The sequence below is a fragment of the Enterovibrio baiacu genome, assembly GCF_004120195.1.
GTDB classification, from domain to species: Bacteria; Pseudomonadota; Gammaproteobacteria; order Enterobacterales; family Vibrionaceae; genus Enterovibrio; species Enterovibrio baiacui.
Map to the genome: position 1 here is coordinate 69,360 of NZ_SCHN01000015.1, position 15,624 is coordinate 84,983.

Annotated in this window: 14 protein-coding genes; 10 read left to right on the forward strand and 4 right to left on the reverse strand. The window is 47.2% G+C overall.

Features of this window, described 5'->3' with window-relative positions; genetic code table 11:
* The first annotated feature begins 502 nt into the window (after window positions 1-502).
* The gene (locus tag EQP46_RS16890; protein ID WP_129494755.1) at window positions 503-2,614 is read left to right on the forward strand and encodes an EAL domain-containing protein; all 2,112 of its coding nucleotides are present in this window, start codon (window positions 503-505) and stop codon (window positions 2,612-2,614) included.
* A 94-nt stretch (window positions 2,615-2,708) separates the two neighbouring features.
* Here the strand turns inward: EQP46_RS16890 and dctP are convergent, their stop codons facing one another.
* On the reverse strand, window positions 2,709-3,794 hold the full coding sequence (dctP, locus tag EQP46_RS16895; protein ID WP_129494756.1) for a TRAP transporter substrate-binding protein DctP: 1,086 nt from the start codon (window positions 3,792-3,794) through the stop codon (window positions 2,709-2,711).
* Window positions 3,795-4,091: 297 nt separating this feature from the next.
* On the opposite strand from dctP, the gene EQP46_RS16900 reads away from it, so the two are divergent.
* The 3 genes from EQP46_RS16900 (at window position 4,092) to phnP (ending at window position 8,250) form a co-directional block, all read left to right on the forward strand.
* Window positions 4,092-6,638, forward strand: coding sequence for an Ig-like domain-containing protein (locus EQP46_RS16900; protein WP_129494757.1), 2,547 nt, complete (start codon window positions 4,092-4,094; stop codon window positions 6,636-6,638).
* Between the two features lie 197 nt (window positions 6,639-6,835).
* Window positions 6,836-7,147, forward strand: coding sequence for a hypothetical protein (locus tag EQP46_RS16905; protein ID WP_129494758.1), 312 nt, complete (start codon window positions 6,836-6,838; stop codon window positions 7,145-7,147).
* 341 nt (window positions 7,148-7,488) lie between these two features.
* Window positions 7,489-8,250 carry a phosphonate metabolism protein PhnP gene (phnP, locus tag EQP46_RS16910; protein ID WP_129494759.1) on the forward strand — a complete coding sequence of 254 codons (762 nt, stop codon included), beginning with the start codon at window positions 7,489-7,491 and terminating at the stop codon, window positions 8,248-8,250.
* An 84-nt stretch (window positions 8,251-8,334) separates the two neighbouring features.
* Here the strand turns inward: phnP and EQP46_RS16915 are convergent, their stop codons facing one another.
* Window positions 8,335-9,297 (reverse strand): hypothetical protein, encoded by a 963-nt coding sequence (locus EQP46_RS16915; protein ID WP_129494760.1) that lies wholly within the window; start codon window positions 9,295-9,297, stop codon window positions 8,335-8,337.
* A gap of 361 nt (window positions 9,298-9,658) precedes the next feature.
* On the opposite strand from EQP46_RS16915, the gene EQP46_RS16920 reads away from it, so the two are divergent.
* Window positions 9,659-10,684, forward strand: a complete 1,026-nt coding sequence (locus EQP46_RS16920) for a Tle-like phospholipase domain-containing protein (RefSeq protein WP_194956834.1) — start codon at window positions 9,659-9,661, stop codon at window positions 10,682-10,684.
* Window positions 10,685-10,936: 252 nt separating this feature from the next.
* Window positions 10,937-11,590 carry a flavin reductase family protein gene (locus EQP46_RS16925; protein WP_129494761.1) on the forward strand — a complete coding sequence of 218 codons (654 nt, stop codon included), beginning with the start codon at window positions 10,937-10,939 and terminating at the stop codon, window positions 11,588-11,590.
* 120 nt (window positions 11,591-11,710) lie between these two features.
* Here the strand turns inward: EQP46_RS16925 and EQP46_RS24485 are convergent, their stop codons facing one another.
* On the reverse strand, window positions 11,711-12,019 hold the full coding sequence (locus EQP46_RS24485; RefSeq protein ID WP_240671758.1) for a hypothetical protein: 309 nt from the start codon (window positions 12,017-12,019) through the stop codon (window positions 11,711-11,713).
* A 381-nt stretch (window positions 12,020-12,400) separates the two neighbouring features.
* On the opposite strand from EQP46_RS24485, the gene EQP46_RS16935 reads away from it, so the two are divergent.
* Window positions 12,401-12,856, forward strand: a complete 456-nt coding sequence (locus EQP46_RS16935; RefSeq protein WP_129494762.1) for a hypothetical protein — start codon at window positions 12,401-12,403, stop codon at window positions 12,854-12,856.
* On the opposite strand, the gene EQP46_RS16940 is transcribed toward EQP46_RS16935, so the two are convergent.
* Window positions 12,841-13,275, reverse strand: coding sequence for a GNAT family N-acetyltransferase (locus EQP46_RS16940; RefSeq protein WP_129494763.1), 435 nt, complete (start codon window positions 13,273-13,275; stop codon window positions 12,841-12,843). The genes EQP46_RS16935 and EQP46_RS16940 overlap by 16 nt on opposite strands.
* Window positions 13,276-13,605: 330 nt before the next feature.
* On the opposite strand from EQP46_RS16940, the gene EQP46_RS16945 reads away from it, so the two are divergent.
* The 3 genes from EQP46_RS16945 (at window position 13,606) to EQP46_RS16955 (ending at window position 15,623) form a co-directional block, all read left to right on the forward strand.
* A complete protein-coding gene (locus EQP46_RS16945) occupies window positions 13,606-14,205 on the forward strand; it encodes a TetR/AcrR family transcriptional regulator (protein WP_129494834.1) in 600 nt (199 codons plus the stop codon).
* Window positions 14,206-14,311: 106 nt separating this feature from the next.
* On the forward strand, window positions 14,312-15,160 hold the full coding sequence (locus EQP46_RS16950) for an alpha/beta hydrolase (protein WP_129494764.1): 849 nt from the start codon (window positions 14,312-14,314) through the stop codon (window positions 15,158-15,160).
* Between the two features lie 76 nt (window positions 15,161-15,236).
* On the forward strand, window positions 15,237-15,623 hold the full coding sequence (locus tag EQP46_RS16955) for an MAPEG family protein (protein ID WP_129494765.1): 387 nt from the start codon (window positions 15,237-15,239) through the stop codon (window positions 15,621-15,623).
* Window position 15,624: the final 1 nt, after the last annotated feature.

The window sequence follows — 15,624 nt, forward strand, 5'->3', positions numbered from 1 at the left end:
CATCACGCTCTCAATTAGAGAAAGTGCAGGTAAACGTTTGCGTGAAATTAACATCTGTTAACAACTAAAAATATTCCATTCATAAATATAGGAATAATGTTTTTGGAATGTTGTTGCTTAGTGTGTGTTCAATGTTTGCTCAACGACAGATTTGTATCCCCCCCTTGTGTTTGCTTTGTGTTAGCCCTTATAGGCTGTGGTTTCAACGTGGTATAGCGCATAAAATCGAGCTGGGTTTGTAGCACGTTTAAAAGGCGAATTTCGTGATATTAATCTCAAATTGAGAGTCTCGAGATATGTAATTTCACATTACATTCATTGAATAAATGGGAGCGAAAGAAAATCTCGATTGAAACAATGCTGCCTGTTGCTTTCATTATGCGAGGCACTACAATACCCCCCGCTTGAGACAAAAGCGCATATTAAATTTATTTTGTTCGCCTTTATATTTTTGCGAATTTTTTTGGCTGGGAGAGATCCTGGCGCTTTATAAGTGAACGTCATGAAACCGAAAATAAGCAAGCCACTGTTGTCGCTGCTCAATCCATACAAACTGGATGCAGTGACGCGATCATTACGTGCGATGCGTGATGGTATGCTTTGGCTCGTGCCGTGTTTGATTGTGTCGAGTATTCTTGGCTTTATTGCTAGCATGCTTGAATTTCTAGGCGTAGATATGCCTGGATTTATCAATGAACTGAATTTGTTACGGCTCTCTTTAACTGCGCTCTATCCGTACCTGTTTTCAGCATCCATCAGTATGATGCTCGCGATCCAGTGGCGCCTACCAAGGCCGCCGATAGCGGTGCTGTGCATCTCTTATGTGGCGGTGGCTGAGAAAGTACTGGGTTACGAACCCCAAGCGTCATCAATATTGCTGACCTTTGTTGGTCTGACATTGCCGCTTTATACCGTTCCGCTCATATCCAAACTTAAAAAAATGCGTTGGGCGCGATTGGTAGAAGATGAAGTGGCTGGAAAACTGGTGAAGGATTCCATGAACCTTATCATACCGGGCGTTATCGTCACGGGTGTGGTTGTTCTGGTCACCAAAGCGCTTACCTTGGCGAATCTGCATGTAGATGTTGAACTGCTTATGCAGAATTTTGACCCAAGTGCCGAGCCGTTCAGTGTGGGGGCGATATTCGCAGCCCTGAATTCATTGCTCTGGTTCTTAGGTATTCATGGCTACTATGCGCTGACGCCTTTGGTGCAGCCGCTCATTGATACCTTGGACGTCAACCGCGCCTTGTTCCTGTCAGGTGGCGTGCCAGAAAGCATCATGAATTTGTCGACCTTGTCGTCTTTTGTGTTTATTGGCGGTTCGGGTGCAACCTTGGGCTTGGCGATTGCGATCTTGGCGTTTTCACGGGACAAAGTGTTCCGTGTTATCGCGCTTGCAAGCATCCCTCTTGGTTTGTTTAACATTAACGAAATTCTGATGTTTGGTTTGCCCATCATCTTTAACCTTCGTTTGTTGCTCCCATTTTTCATCGCGCCAATGGCAAACTTGTTTGTGGCATTGGCAGTGTTACAGCTCGGTTTGGTTGCTGTTCCTGTTGTCATGGCACCTATCACCAGCCCGCTTATATTGAATGCGTTTATTTCGACAGGGGGTGATTACGGTGCGGTAATCTTGCAAGTCGCGCTGGTGGGCTTGAGCACCTTGGTGTATTGGCCGTTTGTCCGCATATTGGATTCACACGCCAAAACCCGCGACCTCTACATCCCGTCGCTGGATACGACCTTTACCCGTCGTGAAGAAGAAGCGTATGTGCTGGCGGTTGATCCGGTCACTGAATCGCTCAGCAAAGTGCGTGAGATTGAAGGCGTACAAAAGCAGCTCGAAGACTTCGCAACACGTGAGTTTTACTTGGAATATCAACCTCAAGTGAGCAGCACGACAGGTCAGGTTGTGGGTGCAGAGGCGCTTATCCGCTTGCGCGACAGCATGGGGAATGTGACCTCGCCAGCGACCTTCCTGTCGGTGTTCGAAAAAGCAAATCTAATGACAGACATCGATCTCTGGGTGCTGAAACAAGCGTTAAACCAAAGTAAGAAATGGCGCGCTGAAGGGTTTGAAATGCCGATTTGCGTGAACATTTCTAGCCATACTCTGACCAATCGTGCAGCGATGGAAGAGATTGTTACCCTGATTTCAGCGACCCCACGCTGTATTCATTTTGAAATCACGGAAGACACCTTCATCGAAAAAGAATGGATGGTTGAAACGTCGATTGAGCGTCTTCATTCGGCAGGTTCGATGGTCAATATTGACGACTTTGGTACGGGATATAGTTCGCTCAGTTATTTGAACCGCTTTGATGTTGATGTGATTAAAATCGATCGCAGTTTCGTGTTGGCGTTGGACACAGAACGCGGCAAGCAGGTGTTCTATAGCCTGACAGGCATCGCGAACCAATTGGGTTTGATGGTGGTGGTCGAGGGCGTTGAAACACAAGAGCAATATGACATTGTCGCGAATGAAAAAGACACCATTATTCAAGGTTGGTACTTTAGCCGTTCCGTTTCTGCCAGCGAATTCAAGAACTACAGCCTTCAGCGGATTGCACTTGGGAAATGTGCTGGGAGTTTGCCAGTAACGGCAGCATAACTCTTGTAGATTGAATCTCAGAACGTCTCGATGATTCGTTAAACATCACATGTCCTCCTCTGAAAAGAGGGGGATTTTTTCTGCCCGTTTTCCGTTATCGCCCTGTATCAAACGCTTCTTCTAGCGCTTCAAGTAATCGCTTTCCTTGCTTCCCTGTTATCTCAATGTATTTCTCTCGCACTGGCTGCGCCCGTTGCATAAACGCCCTTTTTTGTCGGCTACTGAGAGTAAACATCACCATGTCTGGCTTTTCGCGTTTAATGGTGGCGAGTTGCGCACGATTGAGCGCTTCTTGACGTTCATGGATGATGTCTGTCATTTCGGAAATGGTGCTTCGCAGCGCCTTTTTATGGCTCGCGGATAAGTGTAGATACCAGCTTTGATTGGCGATGATTGAGGTAATGAATTTCTGCTGACCAGACCAAATCATGTAGTCGGTGACTTCGTAAAACCGCATTTCTTCAATCGCGAATATCGGGTTGCTCTGCCCATCGACACGGTAGGATTGCAGGGCGCTGTATATCTCAGAGTAGGGCAGTGAAACAGGGTCAGCGCCATATAACCGAAAGGTATCTATGTTTAGCGGGGCACTCATGACACGCATTTTGAACGCGTCAAAATCACGAGGATGACGAATCGGTTCATTGGTCGTCCAAACCATGTCGCCTTCACTGTATAAAGTCAGAAGTCGCAGGTTTTGGTCTATCAGGACATTACCCAAAATGCCGTAAAGCGTAGTGTTTGAGCTGAGTACGTGTTTGTTGCGTTGGCTGTCATGAGACAACAAGTAAGGCAAGGTGAACACCTGCATTTCAGGAATGCGTTTCCCCAAGATACCGGTAGAGGCGTGGGCGAGTTGCACTGTGCCTTGCGCGGTTAAGTTAGTCAGGTCTTCTGATTCCCCGAGTGTGCCGTACGAGTAGATATCCACCTCAATGGCGCCTTGGGTTTTCTCTTCGATACGTTTTTTAAATGCTTTGGCGTAGATGTGTTGCAGCGACCCTTCGATTTCTTCCAATCCGAAACGCCAGACACTGGGTTCGGTTTTGCTCTCTTCCTTGGGGGACGTGGGGGATGTGGATGCAGAGAGCACGCTGGTCGAGGTGAAGACTGCAGCAGTCGCCAGCAATATCGTGACCAATATACGTTTTCCATTCTGCATGTACTGTTTTTTCACCATGAAGTACTCACTTATCAGCCACGAAAATTCTTCGCTTTTAAATAGATAATTCAATAAGAGAGGTTTCATCAGTGCTGCGTTTGAGAATGAGAAAAGAAAAAGGTGATGTTGTCTCAGATTTCACAATGAGGCTTTCAAGTGGCTGAGTCCCTTTTTGCGAGGCTCCAGTAATTGTCGATAAATATCATTGAGTTAAATTGGCACAAGCGAAGGAACTTACTGATGATGAGTAAGGGATATTTCAAGATGTAAATAAAGTGGAAATCCCTCAACCCTACATTGATAAGGATACTCATCATGCACAAACCGTTACTCTACTCCGCGGTCACGTTAGGTATTGCTGCTGCATTCCCTGCGTGGGCTGTGGACTGTAACTCCCTACCTTCATGGGAAAGCAGCGCAATCTATACCAGCGGTACAGAAGTCGCGCATCAAGGCGACGCGTATAAGGCAAACTGGTGGACGACAGGCAATAACCCCGCTGATCATTCAGGCCCTTGGCAAGAGTGGGAAGCGCTTGGCCAATGTGATTCAACGGGCGGAAATCAACCGCCTTCTGTGTCTGTTAACTCTCCGCTGAATAATGCCCAATTTACCGAAGGTGATGTCATCACTGTTTCGGCATCTGCTTCAGACAGCGACGGGTCTGTGTCTGATGTTGAGTTCCTTCTTAATGATGTCAGCTTAGGCGTGGTATCAAAAGAGCCTTATCAACTGACTTGGACGGCAGAGCAAGGCAATTTCATTGTCACAGCCGTGGTGACGGACAACGAAGGCGCAAGCCGTTCAGATGAAGTCAGTGTTTCTGTGGCGACACCTACAACGGATTTGCCGCCGTTTGTTGATTTGACTAACCCAACCTCGGGTTCTCAAATCAAAGTGGGTGATCAAGTCCTCGTGACGGCGGATGCATCTGATGCAGATGGCTCCGTTGCACGTGTTGATTTCTATGTCGACAACGCCGTTATCAGCACAGATACCACAGCGCCGTATGAAGCACGATGGGATGCTGTTGAAGGCGCGCATACCTTCAAAGCCAAAGCAACGGATCAAGACAACATCTCTTCATGGTCTGGTGAGGTTACTGTCGCAGTTTCTGGCAATGCCGTGGGTGGTGGTTGTGCGGGCGTGCCGACCTACAAAGCAGGCACTGCGTATTCAGCGGGCGATATCGTTCAGAACGCGAATTTCAAATATCAGTGCGATGTGGCGGGTTGGTGCTCGTCGGATGCTGCATGGGCGTATGAGCCGAATGTGGGCGCGCACTGGCAAGATGCTTGGACTGAATTGGGCATTTGCGCCATCGTACCCACCGTGACGTTCACATCACCTGCAGACAATGCCACCGTGCTCGCGGGCGAAACGGTGAAAGTTTTGGTTGATGCAACCGACGCTGATGGCAGTGTTGACGGTGTTGAATTCTTTGCCGCCGGTCAGAGCTTGGGTGTTGATACCGTCGCGCCATACAGCGTGGATTGGCTCGCGTCAGGCAACGGCAATGTGAGCTTGACGGCGCTGGCGACCGACAATGAAGGCAACACTGGCGAAGCGGGTGTGTTGGTCAACGTCAGCGATCAACCTTTGGTGGCGAGTTTAACGTCGCCTTCTGCAGGGACAACCGTTGGCTTAGGCAAAGCAGTCACACTGGCGGCAGAAGCCAGTTCATTGAACGGTGCAGTGTCTAAAGTCGACTTCATGGTTAACGGTTCGGTTGTTGCGACAGACACAACGTCGCCGTATGACGCAGTTTGGACGCCTGGCGCAATTGGCAGCTATTCCGTGTCAGCACAAGCAACAGACAGCAATGGTCTTACCGCCACGACTGACGGTGTGACCGTCAAAGTGTTTGAGCAATCAGCGGTGAAGCACAAGTTGATCGGTTACTGGCATAATTTCGTTAATGGTGCGGGTTGTCCGATGAACCTTAGCGAAATGTCAGAGGCGTGGGACATCATCGACATCGCGTTTGCTGAAAACGATCGCAACAGCGATGGCACCGTCCACTTCAACCTCTACAGCGGTGACATCTACAGCGATTGCCCAGCGTTGGATCCACAGCGCTTTAAGCAAGACATGGCGGCGTTGCAAGCTCAAGGTAAAGTGTTTGTGCTTTCTTTGGGTGGCGCAGAAGGCACCATCACGTTGAACAATGATGTGGATGAAGCGAACTTTGTTGCGAGTCTGACCGACATCGTGAAAGAGTGGGGCTTTGATGGCTTAGATATCGACTTAGAAAGTGGGTCTAACCTGCTTCACGGCTCGCAAATTCAAGCGCGTTTGCCGGGTGCTTTGAAGCAAATTGAAGCAAACATGGGCGGTGACATGTACCTGACCATGGCGCCAGAACACCCATATGTTCAAGGTGGTATGGTGGCGTACAGTGGTATTTGGGGTGCCTACATTCCATTGATCAATGAACTGCGCGATACCTTGGATCTTCTTCATGTTCAGCTCTACAACAACGGCGGTATGCCTAACCCGTATCTGCCGGGTGCAGCGCCAGAAGGCTCGGTCGACATGATGGTCGCGCAATCCAAAATGTTGATTGAAGGCTTTGAACTGGCGAACGGTCAAATGTTTGAGCCATTACATGACGACCAAGTTGCGATTGGTTTGCCATCGGGCCCAAGTTCTGCAAACTCAGGACAAGCACCTACCCAGAACATTCTGGATGCCTTGGATTGCTTAACCAAAGGCACATCGTGCGGCACGGTTGTTCCTGCGTTTAATTACCCGAACTATGGCGGCGTCATGACGTGGTCAATCAACTGGGATCAGCACGACGGCTACAATTTCTCAGGCCCAGTGGGTGACAAGCTGGATGCCATGAACGCTAGCCAGTAATCTGCACTGATCATCACGATGACATGCGAATGAAAACGTGTGAATGAAAAAACGGGAGCATTGCTCCCGTTTCTTTTAGGCATCTCACGCTACACACATGGGCGTGTTTACAATCCTTGTGAGCCTTCATGATGACTTTATCAATTCGTTATTTTCCAATGCCTTGTCTACACTTTTGAGTAAACAAGGGGAAACACATGTCAGACTGGGAAACGCAAAACCTAACGAACTTTGATCTCGAGGTGATTTCGAAGCGCTCAATTGGGAATCCGGGGACAGATTATCAAGCGACTGGGCACGGCGATGCTTGGCGCTATTGCCTTACGGTTGAACTCGAGGGGTTTAATGATACTCGACGTTTACGTTTGGATAATATCTGGAAGGACATGATTGAAAATAAAAGAACACAGTTTTCAGGGGTAGTATTGGCGCTTGAAACCATCGTTAGATTTGGCGACATAGTGACGCTTGAAACACCTTACGACGTGGTTATCAAGGTTGAGTATTAATGATCCCTTGATTCGGCACGATTTGCTTAATATTCTTCTTACCTAATTACGTATAACTTGTGTGTATTTAGGACATATCATTCTGTGATATTGCAATAGTCACAAACTCCTGCCTAGAAAATCATAAAAAATTGCCTGAGAAACGCTATTTTTCGCGACGCTCGTTTTTGCAACAGGTTTCGCATGTCATTTGTGGTGTTATGTCTTAATTAGTTTATTAGCAAATTCGAACGTTGCGTGTTTGGGTATAAACGTTTCATAGAAAACATAAGAATAGGACGGCGATTCATGGAAATTCGCTGTCATTCAGTTAGTTAATTTAGGTTAGGGAAAACAATGTAATGCTCAAGTTGACTCTGCTTGGAACCGGAGCCGCGGGTGGCGTTCCGCTCTATGGCTGTGATTGCTGTGCATGTGATCGTGCAAGGCGACAACCCGCGTTTGAAAGAAAACCCAGCAGTGCAATGATTGAATGGGGAAGGGGAAGCAGCAAAGAACGGCTGCTCATTGATGCGGGGCTGATGGATCTGCACGCACGATTTCCAGCAGGCACCTACCACGGATTTTTGTTGACCCACTTTCATGTAGATCACGTTCAGGGCTTCTTTCACCTAAGATGGGGAAATCCTCCCCCCATCCCAGTGTGGTGCCCTGACGACCCGTCCGGCTGTGCAGACTTACTTAAACACCCCGGTTGTTTGCAGTACAAACCCATACTTCGACACGGTGAATTGTTTACGATCAATGGCCTTCGTATCACACCGTTACGTATGCACCATTCTCGTATCACTTTCGGGTTTATCTTCGAGTTTGCGAATAAGCGATACGCGTACTTAACGGACACCAACGGTTTGCCTGCAAGTAGCATGGACATTCTGCTCAGTCAGGAACAGCTTCACGCCGTGGTGTTGGATTGCAGTTATGTCACTGCAGAAGACGAAGCCAATCACGGTGGTTTATCAACTGCGAATGAGATCTATAAAAAGCTTCAGCCTAAAGAAATGATTGCCACACACATAGGCCACGAGCTCGATGCGTGGTTTATGAGGCATGGCACGCCAGATTGGCTTGAAGTGGGCAGGGAAGGCATGGAGATTCGTTAGCGTGGGGCATGTTCTGATGCCGAGCGCCAAAAAAACCGCCCATAAGGCGGTTTTTTTTCTGCTTCACTGTGTGATTGTGAAAAACTAGTTTGCAACAGAACGATAGAAGTATTTCTCATAACTGCCGCCATCAAGCAGCCTTGCCGCGCGCGAGATAATGCCAACAAGCACCAGCGCAAACAGCAGCCTTCCCCAGAAAATAGTGTTGAAATCTGCGCCAATCACCAGCATTAACAAGGTGTCTTCGATCAAGCTGTGGAGCAGGCCGAGTAAGGTTATAGCGGTGAAAATATCGCGTGGCGCAATGTGGCCTTTCTGCGCTTCGCTGATCAATAGCCCTCCGCCATAGGACAAGCCCAATGTTATGCCTATCAACGTCAGGTTTGTCGCTTCTCTGCTGATACCCAGTAAGCGAAGAAAAGGACTCAGCGCCTTACCAATCAACTTTTCCAAGCCAATCACTTTGAGAATATTCAGGGTGAAGATCAGGACATTGATGATAACGAAAACCAACACTAAGTTTTGAACTTGGTTAAGCGCCCAACTTAGCAAGGAAGAATCTTCCGTCACGCCTGGCTGCCAAATCATGTGGGCTTGCTGTTGAAGCGCGTCTGTCGCCATGTAGATTTGGTGGAGTATCCACCCTAAAAGGTAAGCACCGCCCACGCGAACCAACAATGTCCACCAAATTGAGATACCCGATTTTTTCGCGAGTCCTGTCTCAATCGGCATGGAATGCGCAAGCAAAATAAGGGTGCTTAAAATGGAGGCTTGCGCAACGGTCATCGGGACATCAAGGTTGATCAGTACCACCAAGCTGGAATAAATATTAATCAACATCGCCGTCGCCCAAACGATGCCCATTTCACTCGGTAAACCGACGGCATCCATGAGTGGCGATATGAGTGAAGAGAACCAAATAACACCGCCGAATTCTTGGAATATCTTCACGACGATAATGGTTGGGATCATGACTTTGTAGAGGGTCATTGAAACGCCGACACTGTCGACAAAGGTACGTTTAAAAAACGCGACCACCTTGTTCATTTGGTACTCCCTGTGTTTGATTTTTCCCCTTTTGGCGACGTTATCAGATTTTGTCATTGATAAGTCTCTTTATTAGAGAATTATTTTCACATCACATCACATCACATCGCATCACATTCTGAAGGAATTGCGTTTTTCAGATTTGGCGCAATTTATAAATGAGATGTTGCTTATAATTGATTGAAATAAAACGTTAAAGCAACGCCAGTTAAACAAAAGGCCTTTATTTTATTAAGGTTATATACGTAATTCTCATCCCTGAGTCACGCTTTCTTCTCGCTGGGCTAATACAGTACATAGTGTAAATAACGATACATATCGTATCACTATACAGGCAGGGAAAATGAGGAAGGGGAAAATAATGAGTAAATTATTGGCTTGTGGTCTTGTACTTTCGATGAGTCTTGCGACCACGAATGTGATGGCAACGACGGCAGAAGAGTTAGGAAATATTGGTTCGTACGTTCAGTCGGTATTTAACCCGAATATGACGGTGACGCCAAGTCCCGCTGGCACCCTTTACAAAACCCATCAACCGCCTTCCGTGAACCAAGCAGGGGAAGCGCTCCATTATCTCGATTTTTCCGAATACGTTTACAAAGCGTTTGGTGCGCCGAGCGGCTGGACAGCAACAGAAACCATCCACGATTCATCCATTGGCTACCATGCTGTTGTTTACACTAAGGGCAGTGACGCAATTATCGCCTTCAGAGGCAGTGAGCTTGGTACCACTGATTGGGTGAACAACGGCATTATGGTGGAAGGACAAGTTCCTGATCAGTACCGTCGAGCGATTGAAGATGCAGGTTGGTTAGTGAACAAATACGACCAATACGATATCCATTTCACTGGCCACAGTCTCGGTGGTGGACTTGCAACTGCAGCGGCAATTCTTACTGGCGAACACGCAACCGTGTTTGACGCTGCAGGCCTCGGTGATGCGGTGCTCGAAGAAGTGAAAGCCGCGATTCGCACATCAGGGCAAGATGACAGTGTCTGGTACAGCAACGCGCTGAATATTGATAACTTCAACCTTGAAGGCGAGATGGTGTCAGACCTTGATTACCAACAAGACGCAGATACCTTGGGTGTGGATTCGAAACTCTATGGTGATGTGTACTACCTTTCCGCAAAACGTTTTACCCCGCTTTTCTTCCTTGATACAGGACTTTCACGCCATTTCACGACGCCGCTAAAAGAAGAACTTAGATTCTTGTCGCAACCCATTTTCCGCGTTAATACCGCCGATCTCGTGAGTGTAGATAACGACATCGATGCGTTCCGTTCTCTGTTTTACATCGATTGGACGGATGACACCTTGGATCTTCTCGCATGGCAGGTTGAGTATGCCATCAACTCATTCCCAAGCTTTCTAGAAGACCTGTAGTCACACATTAAGCGGAGAAGTGCTGATTTGGTATTTCTTCACGTTGTTTAAGTGTCAGTGTTCTCGTGTTTCAGTCGATTTTCGGGATGCAATGCGCATCCCTTTTTTTTGCTCTAAAAATGGAAAGCGCTTTTCGCTGTCGAATTATGTGGTGTGATGGCACGTTTGGGGTCAATAGAGTGATCGAATCCCGGTTTTTCAGGGTATTACTCGTACAGCATACGCATCATTACTCTTAGAGAATCCGTCACCATGCATTTCAATGAAAATCGTTTAAGCGCATTAGAAAGTCGCTACAAAGCTCGGCTGATTAACAGTTTATCTGGCTTTAAAAGTGCGAATCTTGTTGGCACCATCAGTGCGAATGCGCAAGCCCAAGGGATAACGAATTTAGCGATCGTGAGTTCAGTGTTCCACCTCGGCGCGAATCCGCCGCTGGTGGGCATGATCATCCGCCCGCACTCTGTCACGCGTGACACGCTAGAAAACATTGAGGCCACGGGTGTTTACACGCTCAACCAAGTCTCGTCCTCTTTTTGGAAACAGGCTCATCAAACGTCTGCGCGCTATGATGCGGACATCTCGGAGTTTGATGTCACTGGATTGAGCGAACATTTTCGCGAGAACATCGCTGCGCCATTTGTTAAAGAAAGTGCGCTGTCCTATGCATTGAAGGTGGTTGAGATTACTACCTTAGCAGTGAATGACACCGTCATGGTCATTGGCGAAGTCACGGATATTTTTGTTGAAGACGACGCCGTGATGGAAGACGGATACATTGATATTGAAAAGCTCAATACTGTTGCGATATCAGGGCTAGATGCTTATCACGTGACGCAGCGATTAGGGCGACTGGCGTATGCAAAGCCTGATGTGCCAACGCAATGTTTGGGTGAGGATGAGTAATTGTCTTTTTTCGCCGTTAAACATTGCTTAGGTGATTAACAAAAACGCAGCCAAAGAGGCTGCGTTTTTTGTTGTCTTCACGAGGCCGCTCGTTCGCGATTCCTCATGCTATTGCTGTGATTACGAGCGTTCGATGGTGCGCGTTTTTTCGATCTTATGGCCGTCTTCATCAATCACGAAGAAATCAATGCGCTGGGTCTGTTGTGGTGACAAAGAGAAATACACAAAGCCATTCTCGTCGGTGGCTTTCGAGCCCAATGCGTTGATGGAAGTGGATACGTCATAGCCAGAAATTGGCTCACCATCTTGTGTTACTTGAACGAAAGCGCCGCCACGTACTGTGGTCACACTCAACTCTGTTGTCGGTGCCTGTGCAAAAGCAGATGAGGAAGCAAGCATCACTAAAACTGCGGTTAGTGTTTTTTTCATTGTTATCTCCAACGTTTCATTATTATTGAGAACGAAATCACCATAACAACGGAGGTTGGTTGCGAAAAGCGATAGTTGAGCTGTGTTCAGGCGTGATTCAGCGAGTGCTAACACATTGAGCTTTACCTGAATATTGACTGAATCAACCACGCGAAATTTCACTCCCTCAGCGAATACATTCTTTCTTGTTGAGCAACAATGGGCCGCTTAACTGTCCATTATGTGCGTGGCGTTTAACGACAAAAGAGAATTCTCACCGTGAAGACATAACGCGGCCACGGCAAAACATACAGTTATACCCAAACAACCTGAAGATGCTCGATTTCAGAGGCCATCAGGTCGTTTGGGTATAGAGGTAAACTCACATTGGCAGGGTATTGAATGACAAACTGGCCAGAACCAAGAGACATCGTAAGAACGGGAAATTTTCCGTATGTGTTTAAGATTGATAAAGACTTTGAATACGCGTCAGGTTGGAAGCTCGACCAACCTTTTGATTCTCAGTGGCTGGCGATCTCTATAGACGGCACTATCACCGTCAAAGCGAACGAAACGGGATATGCTTGGGATGGATGCACACCCAAATGGAGTGTGCTCAATCTTGTGATCATTGGAACGCCAGATGGGCATATTGATTATCGCACCATGAAGCCCTTCTGCTTTTACGCTTCTTTGGTTCATGACGCGCTTTATCAATATTTAGATTCCGTGCCCGTGCCTAAAAAAGACATCGATCTGCTGTTTTTGGACATGTTGGGAGATTTTAAACTTCGCAAGCTCTACCACTTCTTTGTAAAGCATGTTGGCGGGCGAGGGGTTATTCAGCGCGGCCTTTGAGGTTTCAAACGCTTTTGATAGAAAATTTTATCAATGCCGCGCATGGGGTAATCGTTGTATCTGCCCGTTTGTCGAAACCCAAGGTTTTCATAAAAGGTGGGGGCTTGGAAAGAATAGGTGTCGATAAACAGATTCAGAATGTCTCTTTGTTTTGCTTCTTCTTCAACGCGTTCGATGAGTTGGCGGCCAAAGCCCTGTCGTCTCATGCTCTCATCTAACCACAGGTAGCGAATGTGCATAGAGGTGAAAAATTGTTGGCCCGTTAAGCCGCCCACGATTCGATGCTCTTCATCGTAAATAAATAGGCCAAAACTGTTTTCGTTCGGCGTAGGAAAGTGCTCCCGATTAAAACCTACTAATCCTTGATAGATGGTTGATACATCATCCTTTGATGGTGCCAATGTGAATGTGAAGTCCAATTTTTCCCCCTCGAGCGGTTTCGATCCTTATGTGCCAGCAATGCTTGGCGTTTTTCTTTTTATATGCGCTGTGTTTTCTAAGTGATTGGTGACTAAGTGTGAATCGGTGCATTTGCACTAAATTGAGTTTACGAATCGCGTACTAAATAGCTCACGAAATTCATGAGAATACATACGCTGTATTGAAAAAGAGTCACGTTCTCATTAGTGATATTTGACGGGAATTCTTGCCGAAATGGGTAACATACACCTCCGACCACATAATTATGCAGTGAGAAAAATAGTACGATCGTGCTATAACTTAATTCAGTCGTATGGGCAGTTGAAATGATGAACAAGAAAAAACAAACGCGAGAGCAAATTCTAATGGCTGGCTTTGAGATGGCAAGCCTTGAAGGGCTTGAAAGTTTGACAATTGGCGAACTTGCAAAGCGCGTTGGCATGTCAAAGAGTGGTTTGTTTGCGCATTTTAACTCTCGCACCAATTTACAAGCGGCCGTGGTTTCTTATGCAGGTGAACGCTTTGCTGAGCGTGTGATTGCTCCGTGTCGCGAAGCATCACATAACAGCTACGAAGCTAAGCTGCGTCATATGCTGGATAATTGGCTGACCTGGAACAGTTCGTTTCAAGGAAGCTGTATGTTTCTGGACGCATGGCGTGACGGCCACGCTGACGATGACCCAATGCAAATGATGTTAGAAGTCATCACCAAACGTTGGTTAGATTACCTCAACATTCAGTTTGAAAAAGGCATAGAGGCGAAAGAGTTTCGCGCAGATCTGGATTGCTGGCAGACCGTTTACGAGATGTACGGTTTGTATTTGAGCAGCCATCTGTTTCGCACCTTATCGCTTGAAACGCAAGGCGCACTCAAGTTTTGGAAGGGCATAGACGATCTCTTTGTTCGGATTCGATATACCGAAAGTTGATGGCAGTGAACTGACTGAAAGCGCGCACTAATACGGAAACGTCTTATAAAAGCCGTTTATGTTTATTTAGAAATAGCACGGTCGTTCGATAAAAAGGGAGTAGACAATGAGTAGCAAAATCTACTTTGGACAGAAAAAAGGGTTTAGCTTTCGCCGCAGTGCATTAAGCGTTGCAACGCGGTTTCATCATAGCGTAGCCCCTAAACATGCGCTCAAAACGGCACGTCGCTTGTTTCTCACTCCGGCAAAAATGAAAGACATCAACCCAACGCCAGAAGGCATGGTGGTTGAAGCTATCGATACCCAAGAAGGTAAAATGATGTCTTATCAACTGGGCTCAGGGCCGACTTGGGTTCTCACACATGGCTGGTCTGGCTCTGCGAATCAGTTTTTTCCTTTGATGGAACACATCGCGGCGGCGGGGTATACCGCGCTGGCGTATGATCATCCTGCTCACGGTAAAAGTGAAGGGAAAGAAGGCAGCATTCCGGCGTTCCTTTTTGCATTGGATGGCATCTTAAACCGACAAGCACAGATTGAAGGCGTCATTGCGCACTCGATGGGCGGTGCAACCTTACTGGAAAGCGAACACCCATGCTTGCAACATAAACCGATTATTTTGGTTGCTCCGGTACTGAAATATTGGGAAAACCTGTTCGGCACTGTTGAAGCATCGGGCTATTCCATGAAGTTGTTTCGTGAAGTCATTGACGATGTTGGTCGTCAGTACAATTTCACCGTGGATGAGATTGACCCGTTTACCAAGCTACAACACCGTGGAGCGCCTGTGGTGATTGTCCACGATAAAGGGGATCGCTTCGCGCCGTTTGCAGTGTCTGAAGAAGCCAATCGTTTTGACCATGTTTCGCTCGTCGCTACCGAAGGATTAGGACATGGCCGCGTATTAAAAAGCGATCCGTTAAAAGAAGCATTTAACGCGTTAATCAATCGCTAATGATGCATTCCGCCCTTCACTGACAATGTCAGTGAAGGGTCGTCATCAAGGAAGATAGACCCTAGAAAGGAAAACAATGATTACACCGATTTACGCTGCACTATTGGCATTGCTGTTTCTTTATCTCTCATTTCGCACCATTGGCGTGCGTCGCGCCTTAAAGGTGGGGATTGGTGACGGGGGCGACAAAGCGCTATCTCGCGCCATGCGTGTTCACGCTAACTTCGCTGAATATGTGCCCCTTATTCTGTTACTGCTTCTGATGTTGGAACTGCAATTGGCGGGCGGCGCTTCTTTGATCTTGCATGTGCTTGGTCTGGCGTTGGTTATTGGGCGCTGCGCGCATGCGTACGGCGTAAGCCAACCAAAAGAAGTGCTTCACTTTCGAAAAGTGGGGATGGTGCTGACCTTCTTGGTACTCTTGATTGCGTCGCTTTGGAACCTTGTTCTCGCCGTATTTTGAG